Origin of the sequence: Novosphingobium gossypii (genome assembly GCF_050433305.1) — a bacterium.
Classification (GTDB): Bacteria; Pseudomonadota; Alphaproteobacteria; order Sphingomonadales; family Sphingomonadaceae; genus Novosphingobium; species Novosphingobium gossypii.
In genome coordinates, this window is the sequence record NZ_JBNPXM010000015.1 from 63,872 (window position 1) to 75,829 (window position 11,958).

Annotated in this window: 10 protein-coding genes; 6 read left to right on the forward strand and 4 right to left on the reverse strand. The window is 62.0% G+C overall.

Features of this window, described 5'->3' with window-relative positions; all coding sequences use genetic code 11:
* Nucleotides 1–384: 384 nt before the first annotated feature.
* The 3 genes from GGR40_RS19965 to GGR40_RS19975 all read right to left on the reverse strand — a co-directional run bounded on the left by GGR40_RS19965 (nucleotide 385) and on the right by GGR40_RS19975 (nucleotide 3,079).
* Complete coding sequence (locus tag GGR40_RS19965) at nucleotides 385–765, reverse strand: response regulator (RefSeq protein WP_429278006.1); 381 nt, start codon at nucleotides 763–765, stop codon at nucleotides 385–387.
* 1 nt (nucleotide 766) lies between these two features.
* Complete coding sequence (locus tag GGR40_RS19970; protein ID WP_429278007.1) at nucleotides 767–2,068, reverse strand: sensor histidine kinase; 1,302 nt, start codon at nucleotides 2,066–2,068, stop codon at nucleotides 767–769.
* A 414-nt stretch (nucleotides 2,069–2,482) separates the two neighbouring features.
* Nucleotides 2,483–3,079 (reverse strand): DedA family protein, encoded by a 597-nt coding sequence (locus tag GGR40_RS19975; protein ID WP_429278008.1) that lies wholly within the window; start codon nucleotides 3,077–3,079, stop codon nucleotides 2,483–2,485.
* 323 nt (nucleotides 3,080–3,402) lie between these two features.
* On the opposite strand from GGR40_RS19975, the gene GGR40_RS19980 reads away from it, so the two are divergent.
* The 5 genes from GGR40_RS19980 to GGR40_RS20000 all read left to right on the forward strand — a co-directional run bounded on the left by GGR40_RS19980 (nucleotide 3,403) and on the right by GGR40_RS20000 (nucleotide 9,699).
* Entirely contained in the window at nucleotides 3,403–3,903 is a 501-nt protein-coding gene (locus GGR40_RS19980; RefSeq protein ID WP_429278009.1) for a 2Fe-2S iron-sulfur cluster-binding protein, read from the forward strand.
* Nucleotides 3,900–4,880, forward strand: coding sequence for an FAD binding domain-containing protein (locus GGR40_RS19985; RefSeq protein ID WP_429278010.1), 981 nt, complete (start codon nucleotides 3,900–3,902; stop codon nucleotides 4,878–4,880). Before GGR40_RS19980 ends, GGR40_RS19985 begins: the two co-directional genes overlap by 4 nt.
* Complete coding sequence (locus tag GGR40_RS19990; protein WP_429278011.1) at nucleotides 4,877–7,081, forward strand: xanthine dehydrogenase family protein molybdopterin-binding subunit; 2,205 nt, start codon at nucleotides 4,877–4,879, stop codon at nucleotides 7,079–7,081. Before GGR40_RS19985 ends, GGR40_RS19990 begins: the two co-directional genes overlap by 4 nt.
* 885 nt (nucleotides 7,082–7,966) lie before the next feature.
* On the forward strand, nucleotides 7,967–8,881 hold the full coding sequence (locus GGR40_RS19995) for a diacylglycerol/lipid kinase family protein (RefSeq protein WP_429278012.1): 915 nt from the start codon (nucleotides 7,967–7,969) through the stop codon (nucleotides 8,879–8,881).
* Nucleotides 8,881–9,699 carry an inositol monophosphatase family protein gene (locus GGR40_RS20000; RefSeq protein WP_429278013.1) on the forward strand — a complete coding sequence of 273 codons (819 nt, stop codon included), beginning with the start codon at nucleotides 8,881–8,883 and terminating at the stop codon, nucleotides 9,697–9,699. Before GGR40_RS19995 ends, GGR40_RS20000 begins: the two co-directional genes overlap by 1 nt.
* A gap of 331 nt (nucleotides 9,700–10,030) precedes the next feature.
* On the opposite strand, the gene GGR40_RS20005 is transcribed toward GGR40_RS20000, so the two are convergent.
* A complete protein-coding gene (locus tag GGR40_RS20005) occupies nucleotides 10,031–11,239 on the reverse strand; it encodes a DUF2252 family protein (RefSeq protein ID WP_429278014.1) in 1,209 nt (402 codons plus the stop codon).
* A gap of 277 nt (nucleotides 11,240–11,516) precedes the next feature.
* Here GGR40_RS20005 and GGR40_RS20010 point away from each other — a divergent pair, with 277 nt between their 5' ends.
* Nucleotides 11,517–11,948, forward strand: coding sequence for a GNAT family acetyltransferase (locus GGR40_RS20010; protein WP_429278015.1), 432 nt, complete (start codon nucleotides 11,517–11,519; stop codon nucleotides 11,946–11,948).
* Nucleotides 11,949–11,958 lie beyond the last annotated feature (10 nt).

The window sequence follows — 11,958 nt, forward strand, 5'->3', positions numbered from 1 at the left end:
GCCGGCCACTCTGGCATCCGGAGCCTTGTGTCGTCGGGCGTAATACGCGGCCGCGGATCGGTCAGGAAGATGGTGATACCTTTTTACCCCGGGTAAGCGCTCGAGGCCATGGCGTCACTTGATGCTTGAAGGGCGAACCCGCACTCTCTGACCAGTGCCCGCGGCCTTCCCGGCAGCGCATTACCGCACCTCGCGCGCCCTCCTGTTCAGGCCACGCTTGCGCCTGCCGGTCGAAGGTCATCGAATAGACGGTGAGATGCAGCGATCAGGCTTCGCCTCTTCGCGTCAGGCTTGAGTACGCGATATCGGCAGAACGCCATGGCAACGATGGTGCTCAGTCACCCGGGGCCTACCGTTCTGCCCAGAATACCCGATACTCCATGCTCAGGACACGGGCGCGCTGCAGATCGTCTTCAGGACTGCGCGCGGATCGAAGGGCTTGCCGATGAATATGGCATCCGCTGGCATGTCGGCGACGGCAAGCCGGAACGCTCCCGATGCAATGAGGACGAGAGTGGAAGGATAACGCTTGCGGATATAATGCGCCAGTTTCACACCGTCCATCGATCCGGGCATGTCCACGTCGGTCAGGACGACCCGGATCGAAGGCTGCATAGCCATCAGTTTGATGGCAAATTCCGCATTCTCCGCTTCGAACACCTCAAAGCCCGCATCCTCGAAGAAATCGAGAAGATCGTGCCGGATAAGGGGTTCATCCTCGACGATCAAAATGCCGTGGCGGGATGTATCTACTGCCTGGCCCATCTTAGCGTTCCGAAGCACTCGCCTTGGGCAGCGGGGCATCGATGCGGAAAATGACTCCTGCCGGATCGAAATCCAGGGACGTCTCACCACGGAAATAGGCGCCCAAGGAACGCTCGATCATTTTTGAACCAAAGCCTTTTCGAGCAGGCGGCGTCACCGCAGGGCCGCCCTTTTCCTGCCATTGCAAAATGAAACGCGGCTCAGGCGAGTTTGGTGCCCGCTCTTTCGCCCAGCGGAGCGAGATCGTTCCCTCCTCGTTCGACAAGGCGCCATATTTGCAGGCGTTGGTCGTGAGTTCGTGCAGCGCGAGTGTCAGCGCGAGAGCGACTTGCGCATCAAGCCGGATATCCGGACCGTCCAGCTCGACCCGGCCTTTCGCGTCGCCGACTGACGACATCCCGGCTTTGACGACCTCATGCAGCGTGGCGGCTTGCCAGGCCGTGGACGTCAGGACATCGGTGGCCTGGCCCAAGGCGGAAAGCCGGGCGAAGAAAGCTGCATCGGCTGCCTTGATGTTTTCGCTCTGCCGAAAAGTCTGGCTTGCGATCGACTGGACGAGAGCAAGGACGTTCTTGAGCCGATGGCCAAGCTCTCCAATCAGAAGCTGCTGTTGTTCACGCGCCTCCATCAGCGGGGTCATGTCGCGCGAAACCGAGAGGATCCGATCTGGTTTGCCATCGGCCTTCAGAATTGGGGACACGGAAACGTCCCACCATTTCGAAGTGCCGGCGAATGTCTCCGCCTTGCCGATGAAATGGCTGGAGCGTCCCGCCTGAGCACGTGCGATGGCGGCCTCGGCTTCGAGGTGTCCTTCGCTTTCCCAGAAGTCGAGCCAGGGACAATCCTTGACTTGATTGAAGTCGCTGACGTCCATGACCTTCATACCTCCTTCGCTCATGAAGATCATCCGTCCATCCAGATCGAGGACTTTGATGCAATCGGTCGAACTGGCCAGAACCCCCGCCAGAAATCCCTGTCGCTCCTCGAGTTCGGTATTAAGGGACCGCGCCTTCTGGAAAACCAGGCGCAATTCGCCGACAAGGCGCGCCAGCATCGCGGTGACGACCAGGAAAAGAACCGAGCCTGTCCATTGCGCCTGGGACAGGAACAGAGGTTGCGCGGTCGAACCGATTGTGATTGCAGCGGCAAACGCCGAGAGAAAGCTCGCGTAGACGCCAACACGCTGCCCAAACACGAGGGCCACGATCAGGATGACGGGAATGAACAGGAGCCATGGAAGCAGCGAAGTGATGAACAACGCTCGCACCACTGCAATCACGGCAATTGAAAGGGTTGCCAGCACATAACGCCAAGGTGTCGCAAGTGGGCGATCAAGCGATCGCGCCAAAATGCGTTCAAGGATGGGGCTTGGGCGGATCGGCGTTCCTCGTTGGCTCAGCATGGCATTGCGGGGACAACTACCGTTGAGAAAGCAGGTTGCGCACGCTCGATCGCCATACCGACATAACGCTCGATATTACGGATCAACCTGGCTGTACCACGAGGATTTCGTGGAGGATACTGTTGACGTCGTAGATGGTGCTGCCGTGCAAACTGGCTCGTTCGATCGGCGGGCGCCGACGCGCAAGCCTGCGTTCATGTTCCTTTGCATGACGCTTTTCCACGCATGCGGCCTTGCCGGACAATCCTCTCCCGGCGGGATTGCAGAAAAGGCCGCTCCCGCCGCCTGAACTGACCCTGCCTGAACAGGCGCGTCTCAGGCTTCTCGAAACCGGATTACCCTGTAGAGGTACACGATCAGGATCAGGCTCATGATCGCGGTGCTGGCGGGACCCAGATAGCGGTCGATCTCGTCAAACTGGCGGCCAAGGGCGTACCCGCTAGCGCCCAGCGCAGTCGTCCAGATCCCGCCGCCGAGCACAGTGAGGAACACGAAGCGGGCCAGGCTCATCCGAAAGATACCCGCTGGAATCGAAATCAAGGTTCGAACGCCGGGAACAAGGTGGCCAAGCGGGACCGCCCATCGGTTGTGGCGCTCAAAGCCCTTCTCCAGGCCGCCGATCTGTCTGGGAGACAGGGTGATCCAACGTCCATGCCTGCGAGCCCAGCGTTTCAACCTCTCGTCGCCGAGCCTGCGCGCGACAGAGTACCAGAAGCAGGCGCCCAGAAGAGTGCCGGCTGTTCCGGCAATGAGCACGCCTGCGAGGCTAAGCTTCCCTTCACTTGCCGTGTATCCCGCCATCGGCATGATGACTTCGGAGGGTAAGGGCGGGAACACGTTTTCCAGGAACATCAACAGTGCGATCCCCAGATAACCCATGTCCTCGATCATCTGTGTTATCCAGTCGGTCAACGGTCATGCTCCAGGTTGTTGACCGCGTCCATCGGCCATGCTGCCATGAAAGTCGCGAACTGCAGATCGGCTCCGCAGCGCTGATCTGGCTGACGGGAATGGACGAGTAAGGGCGCGCTGGGTCGCCCGTTACCGACGCCCGTCAAGAGCTGAAGGGCAGCGGCGCGCGAGGCCAAGGCCTGGTTGTCGCCATCAAAAGCGAACCTGACGCAATGTGCGGCAACTTCTGATCCTGGCACCCGTTGGCGCAGCAGAGCCACCCATGACTTCCCGCCAGCGTGAGCACGTCACCTGGTGGGGCTCTTCGAGCACGCGAGGACGCAATGCCCCTTACGATCAATGGATCGGATCACGATTTCGCGGGCGATCCGCGGACCACCCTTCTGGATTTCCTGCGTGACGACTGCGGCCTGACCGGCACGAAGAAGGGGTGCGACCACGGGCAGTGCGGAGCCTGCACGGTCATCGTCAATGGCCAACGAATCAACAGCTGCCTGACTCTCGCCGCGATGCACGAAGGCGATAGCGTCACCACGATCGAGGGCTTTGGAACGCCCGGCAGCCTTCATCCGCTGCAGGCCGCCTTCGTCAAGCACGACGGGTTCCAGTGCGGGTATTGCACGCCTGGCCAGATCTGCTCGGCGAAGGCGATGATCGATGAGGCAAAGGCCGGCTGGGCCAGCTTCGTCAGCGACGATCTTGCAGGGCCCGTGACGCTGACTTCGGATGAGATCCGCGAACGCATGAGTGGAAACCTGTGCCGCTGCGGTGCCTATTCCAACATCGTCGATGCCATTGCCGAAGTGCTGGAGGCGGCGCGATGAAGGCCTTCACATATACCCGCGCTCAGGCGGTGACGCATGCGGCGGAGCTGAAACGCGACGGCGCACGCCTGATCGCGGGTGGTACCAACCTGCTCGACCTGATGAAGCTGGAAGTGGAAACGCCCGAAACGATCGTCGACATCAATCGACTGGGGCTGAACACGATCGAGGCGAACGAAGGGGGACTTCGCATCGGCGCGCTGGTGACCAACAGTGCCTGCGCAGCGGACAGGCGCATCGCGAACGATTATCCGGTTCTGGCCCGCGCGATCCTCGCTGGTGCGACGTTCCAGCTGCGGAACAAGGCGACGACGGGCGGCAACTTGTGCCAGCGCACGCGCTGCTTCTACTTCTACAACCGCGACCAGCCGTGCAACAAGCGGCAACCGGGCAGCGGGTGCAGCGCCCTGGGTGGGTTCAATCGGCTGCATGCCATACTGGGAGCCAGCGAGAAGTGCATTGCCACTTACCCTGGGGACATGGCTGTCGCGCTGAGCGCGCTCGATGCCGGGGTCGAAGTCAGCGGGCCCGATGGCGCCTTGCGTACGATCGCGGTACGGGATTTCCATCGTCTTCCGGGCGACCGTCCGCAGGAGGACACCGTTCTCGCTGCAGGCGACGTCATTACCGCCGTGCTTTTGCCCAGGCCGCTGGGCGGTACGCAGATATACCGCAAAGTGCGCGACAGATCGTCCTATGCCTTCGCGCTGGTGTCGATCGCCTGCGTCATCGCCATGGACAACGGCAGGATTGCGAACGCTTCGCTGGCATTCGGCGGCCTCGCGCACAAACCCTGGCATGATCCACGTGTCAACGACCTGCTGCGCGGTCAGGAACCGGGCGACAGCCTGTTCGATCAGGTGGCCGACACACTGCTGGCGGATGCCCAGGGCTGCGGCCGCAACGATTTCAAGGTTCCCATGACGCGTCGGGTCCTCAAATCCGTGCTGCGTCAGGCGACAGGAGACGCGGCATGACCCGGTCCTTCATCATGGACGAGCCCGACACGCGCAACCGTCTCGATAAGATGGCGCAAGGTGTCATCGGAATGCCGCTGGACCGGCCCGAAGGCCCGCTCAAGGTTTCCGGCATTGCGACTTATGCCGCCGAGTATCGTATCGAGAACTGCGCGCAAGGCGTGCTTGTCACCGCCACGATCGCGAAGGGCACCGTGACCCTGATCGATGAGGATTCGATCAAGGACCTGCCCGGCGTCCTTGCGGTCGTCTCGGACGAGCGCATGACGGCCCGCGCCGCCCAGGGTGGTGCCGGCAAGTCACCGGTCCGCAAGGTTCAGGACGTGCACTACTATGGGCAGCCCGTCGCGCTGGTGGTCGCCGAGACGTTCGAGCAGGCGCGCCATGCGGCCAGGCACCTGAAGATCGTCTACACCGAAGCGATCGATGCAATCACCGACCGCGAAGACGACGCCGTCGCGTTCGAACCTTTCGAGGAACCGACCGTCCAGGGCGATCTCGATCGGGCGATGGCGCAAGCGGCGCACAGCGTCGATGCGATCTATACCACCGAAGGCCACAACAGCGCGGCGATGGAGCCGCACGCCTCCATCGCTCAGTGGGATGGTGAGACGCTGACGCTTCATTCCAGCCTGCAGATGCTGCGCTATAACCGCAAGGAGCTGGCCGACGCTCTGGGCTTTTCGCTCGAAGCGGTGCGTCTGGTTTCGCCCTATGTCGGTGGCGGTTTCGGTTCGAAGTTGGGGATCAGCCCGGAAGGCGTGGCGGCATCGGTGGCGGCGATCACGCTGCATCGACCTGTCCGCGTCGTCATGCTGCGACAACAGGTGTTCCAATGCGTGATGCGCCGCTCCGAGACGCGCCAGCGCCTGCGGCTGGCAGTGAACGAGGAAGGTCGCCTGACCGGATTTGGCCATGAGGCCTGGGTTTCCAATCTTGCGGGCGAGAAATTCGCGGAACCGGTGCTTCAGGCAAGCGAATTCCTTTACCCCGGCGAAAACCGCGTGCTCGACCTCGAATTGTGCCGGATGAACCGGGTGACGGCAGGTTCGGTCCGCGCGCCGGGCGAGGCAGTGGGCATGCAGGCGCTTGAAGCGGCTATGGACGAACTGGCGGAGAAAGCCGGCATCGATCCTGTCGACCTGCGGCTGCGCAACATTCCCGAATGTCACCCCACCCAGGGCACGCCGTACAGTTCACGCAAGCTCGAAGAGTGCCTGAAGATCGGGGCCGAGCGCTTTGGCTGGATTAGCGCGGAGCGCAGGCCCTGTCAGCGCCGTGAAGGCGAATGGTGGATAGGCACGGGCATGGCTACGGCCACCAGGGTCCACAACATCAACGAGGCACAGGCCGAAGTGACGCTGCGGATGGACGGCACGGCGGTGGTCGCAAGCGATATGACCGACATCGGCACCGGTACGTATGCGGTGTTGCGCCAGATCGCCGCTGAAATGCTCGGGCTTAAGCCGGAAAAGGTGGAAGTGCGTCTTGGAGACACCCGTTTCCCGCCCGGCTCCGGTTCGGGGGGTAGCTGGGGTGCGGCGTCCACCGGTTCGGCAGTGTTCGAAGCTTGCGAGGGCCTGCGCGAAGTGCTGGCCAGAAAACTGGGCTGCGACGAGGCGGATCTGTTGCTCAAGGACGGGCTAGTGCAGGTCGGCGGCCGCAGGGCCGCCCTGTGCGAACTGATTGACAGCGCGGACCTGACGCAAAAAGGTCACTTCAAGCCAGGCAAGATCACGGATGCCTTTTCTGCCGCGATGTACGGGGCGTTCTTCGCCGAAGTGGCGGTGAATGCCTACTCGGGGGAAACCAGGGTGCGGCGTTTCACCGGGGCATTCTCGATGGGCCGGGTGCTCAACGCCAAGACCGCCACGTCTCAGTGCATGGGCGGGATGGTATGGGGCATCGGCAGCGCATTGACCGAAGACCTTGTCTTCGATCCGCGTGACGGGCACATCGTCAATCCGGACTTTACCGAATATCATGTGCCGGTGAACCTTGATGTGCCCCACCTCGATGTCGTGCTGGTGGAGGAACGCGATCCTGCCGGGAGCCCGCTGCAGGCCAAGGGTGTGGGTGAGCTGGGTATTTGCGGCGCGGCCGGCGCGATCGCCAATGCAATCTACAATGCCTGCGGTGTTCGTGCCCGCAGCTTTCCGATAACGCCGGACAAACTCCTGCAAGAGTTGCCGGACGTCTGACAACTATAAAGATACAAGGTCGTCGCCGCCAGTGCGCTCGTCGCCGGGGCGGAACTGGTCCCGGGCGCTATTTCATCTGTTTCAGCGCGCCCGGCGACGAGATGCAGAGCGAACTGGCCTTGTCCCGCTCTGGCCAAGCGTTCGCATCGTTTATCGAAGGGGCAAGATCGTTGATAGCAAGATCAAGTGGGGCCGAATTTTACCAGTGATCCGTGTAATCGGCAGCAAGATGAGCAACGGCCGACTGCAGCTATTCCCGGGCATGAATGACACGTTGCGCTTGGCCGCTTCCCTTTGCGAACCGAGACAGGGCGACGCCAGGAAATGCGCGTCACGGTTCAACGGGCGCCATGTTCGAATAGCGTCAGGCGCCCTCCTGATCATACCCTATCAGGCGTTTCCAGGCGCAAGTGCCAGCACACCCTCCATAGTTCGAAAAGATCTATCTGGGCCGACAATACAGGAACAGGAAATCTTCTGCATCCAAGGATCGGCGATCAAATAGCGAGTGCCTAAAACGAGTAGACGATGACAGGCAGGACCCTGGGACATTGCCGACGTTGCAAGCGCCTGTATATCCAGCACGGGTCATCTTTGGAGGCCCGCAGCCGATAAGTCTATTCTCGAGCAGTCACTGACCTTAGATTTTTATCGTAAACTCAAGAAATGCGAAAGTGACCCGAGGCTTCGCAGCGATGTGGCGGCGGCCAAATCAGCTTTGCGCGCATGTGAAGGCTGGGCGGCATTGCACGTCCTCACCTAAATGCGCTGAGTTCACGACTTGCGGTCTGCCTGGTCCGCGCCAATTGCCCTCGTCCGACCTCGTAACACATGACATTTCGTTTCTGCATGGAACTGCAATCTTCGCATCCCATTAGGCCCGTGATGCCTGATGAAATGCTTTCCGATGCGCCTGTTGCGCTCGTTGTTCACAATGCCGATGCCGGAACCGATCCGGTCCCGCGTGCGGAAATCGAAGCCGTTATCCGCGCTGCTGGGATGCGCACCCGGTATTGCGCCCATGGCGAGGACGACCTTGAGGTTGCGCTTGCGTCCTCGTTTGATTTGGTAATCTGTGCCGGGGGCGACGGCACGCTGGCCCATATTGCTTCCTGCCTTGGCAATGCAGAGCGACCCATCGGCGTGCTGCCGCTGGGCGGGTCCAACAACATCGCTCATGCTCTGGGAGTCGACGGCGATTGGCGCGACCTCCCGCACCGATGGTCGCTCGGCCGTTGGACGATGCTGGATCGTTGCGAGGCCGATGGTCCGTGGGGGCGGCGTGGTTTTGTTGAGGCGGTGGGGGCAGGATCGCTGACGCAGTCGTTCGAACGTGTGGACGCCGAACCCGGCACGCCGGCCGAGAAAAGAAACAACGGCCGCAAGGCATTTCGCGCTGCGCTCGAAAACGCACAACCGTTCCCCTGCTGCATCGAAGCGGGAGACTGGAGTTGGGAGGGTGCGTGCCTGATGGTTGAGCTTATGAGCATTCCATACGCTGGACCGCGTCTCAGGCTCGCCGCCGATGGGGATCCGGCCGACGGACTGTTTGACGTCGTGTTGGTCAGACCCGAGGATCGCATCGATATGCTGGCTTGGTGCGACAGGCCCGACGATGCTCCCTGCCCGATCGAGACCCGGCGCGCATCGATGGTCAGGCTGAGTGTGAACGACCTCCCCTTCAGGCTGGACGACCGGTCGCCCGACGAACGATTGTCAGGCACCGTCACTGTCCGCTTCCGCCCGCAGCCGGTGCGCATACTTGTACCGAGCCAGCGCTCGACGCAGGAGAACGTCTGATGGCCGACCGGCTCGATGAAGGACTGCTCTTAGAACTGGAAACGATCGCGGTCGAACTCGCGCGGCTCGGTGGACACGAGATTCGTGCCGCCCTCGGCAAGATGCAGGAAGTCCACTACAAGGGCGTAGAGGCCGATGCGTCGCGCTTCACCGATCCGGTGTCCGACGTCGACGCACGCGTCGAGCAGATGATCCGCGAACGCCTCGCTCAAAGCTTCCCCGACCATGACATCATCGGCGAGGAAATGGATCATAGGCCGGGTCGAGGCCATGACTTTGTCTGGGCGGTCGATCCCATCGACGGCACGGCCAACTTCATCAACGGCTTCCCGCTGTTCGCATCCTCTGTGGGCCTCCTGTATCGCGGTAGTCCGGTAGTGGGGGCTTTATGGTGCAGCACAAGCCATGCCCTCGATGCCGGGATATACCACGCCGTCGTTGGACGGGACTTACGCTTCAACGGCGTTCCATACGTGCCTTCGCGAAGCCCGCTCGTTCGCAGGCGATTGGGCGGCGAGCCGCACTCTGCGCGTCAACGCCTTAGCTGGGATGGACGCAAGACCGGCTCGGCCGCGATCGAGTGCGCCTTCGTTGCCGCGGGCCTTCTCGACATGGCTTGGTTCGAACGGCCCAACATCTGGGACGTCGCGGGTGGCCTCGCGCTCGTGAAGGCAAGCGGCGGACAGGTGATCGAGCGCCGCGACGACGCATGGCGCGGCTTCAGCGGCTTCACCCAGGGCGGGCAAGATCCTGCTGACTGGACCATGCCCATAGCGCTCGGCGACGCACAGGCGTTGGACGAGTTCTCCGTCTCCTGACGAGCGGCGACAAAGGGGTCGTGCGTTGTCGCAGCGGCTCTGAATGGTCGCGGCCGGCGCCAGCGGATATTTCCATCTTGGCACGGATGTCTTCATGCCGGGTTTTGAGGGGTTCAGCGAAACGGTCGGAAAGCCCGGCTCCCCGGCTCCCCAGGGCCACCGGAAACGGAACCTGGCGGCCGGCAGGTCGACGCCTGAAGACAACTCGCCCAGTCCACCCCGCCGCCAGGCAAGACGGTTTTGAAACCTTCCAATGATCACGCATTCATGCCACTCGGCCATGCCTGCCCACAACGGCAGGTCCCATGCAGCTATGCTCGCCAGGTTCTGGCTATACCTGCGCTTCCAGAGCGTGCGTCCGGCAATGCTCAAGGTATCCCGCCTCGTGCCGGCCCGCCAGATCGACGACCGAACGCCATAGCCATGAGGGCGCCTCCAGGCCTGCCGAGCGGCCTTGATGGAGTTCGCGTGCCCATTCCTGTTTGACTGCCCGGTCCATCTGGCGCGCATGGGCGCGGCCCACGACGTGGGCGAGATAGCGCGCAGCCTTGAGGGCCTCGCCGCGCGAAAACTGCTCGACTTCGATCTTGAGGTCCTGTGGCATCAGTTCGCGGATGAAGAGGGAATGTCCGCTCAATCGCGCAGTCGCCATCCGCTGCCCGAGATGCGGGGAAAGTGCCTGGGCGGCAGCCAGAACACGGTCTGCGGGATCGGCGGGCATCGCCGCGCCCCTGGCCGCGGGCGCGATCGGCCCAACGGCTTCCTTAAGATCGACCAGCGCGTAGTCGGTTTCCCGCTGGCCTTTCAAGGCGACAATGGCCGCATAGCGCATAAGTCCAAGCGAGCTGCAGCCCTTCATCCAATAGGCAGCATCGACCATCACCGGCTCGCGCTCATCGCCTTTGTGGTCCAGGGCGAGGATCATGCCGCTGACCTGCGGTTGTGTGACGATGCCGCGCAATCCCGCCAGCTCCGCTTCTTCCAAAGGCCAGAACCGCTTGCCCAAGGGGATCCTGGGTTCGACATCCTCCAGGCGCTCCTTGGCAAGATGCCGCCATCTTCGGCCAAGCGCCCGCTTGCGCACCACGCTCACGATATCGGGCTCGTCTCCCGCGCCTTCATCGTCATGGTCGTCGTCGGGCTCGCAGAACGCGGCTTCGTAGCCTTCGACCATCTCCTCCATCATCTTCGCCGTCACGACACCGGGGAGATCCGACCCCCGGGCCGCAGTCGCCAGGGACAAGCCAAGCCTGATAAGATCATGGGCCGGATTGCCGATGACGGCCTGGTCGAGGTCCCGGATCTGGATGGCAACCCGCCCTGCCCCGTCGGCAATCGGTCCCAGATTACCCAGATGGCAGTCGCCGCAGATCCATACCGCAGGCCCCTCGGGCACGATCCGTCCGCCGCGGCCTTCCAGCAACCATTCGTAGAAGCGATGGGTGTTTCCGCGCACATAGGCATGAGCCGAGCGTGCCATCTTCAGGTCTCGCCGGTTATGAAGGATGGCGAGGCGCTGCGCCGGTACCGTGATTGTCATGCGGCAACAAACTGGCAACACTAGGTTCTGTTCCGGCGGGCGGTGAAGAGAAAGGGTCAGGTCGTGATGGGCGCTTTCCGCCGTTCGGCTTCACCGGTTAAAATCTTGCTACGTTGTCGTTCCGCCTCAGGCGACCCGCGTTGCGTCACCGATGCCCGAAGGAGTGGATTGCGGATAGACCGCTTAAGAGACGCCGATCGCCAAAGCCGATGCTCGCTGGGAAATTGGCCAGTGACCAACGACTTCCTCGTCGCCCGATCGGCGCTAAAGCGGTAGCATGTCGATGATCATACGAATCGCAACGCTCGAAGACGAAGCGTGCATCACTGCGTTGTGGCGTGCCTGCAATCTTGTGGCGAGCTATAACGATCCATCGGCCGACTTTCGCTCCGCGATGATAGGCCCGAACTCGGCTGTGCTTGTCGCCGAGGCGGGAGGCCGCATCTGTGGAAGCGTGATGGTTGGGCATGATGGCCATCGTGGTTGGCTTTACTATGTCGCCTCCGCACCCGACCAGCAGAGGGAAGGAACCGGGCGGGCAATTGTTGAAGCGGGTGAGCGGTGGCTTCGAGAGCGAGATGTGCCGAAGGTGCAACTCATGATCCGCGAAACCAATACGACCGTAGTGCCATTCTACGAGCGCCTCGGCTATGAGGATACGCCCCGGATAATCATGAGCAAGTGGTTACATCAGACCGATCCAGCCTAGGCCGCGTTGA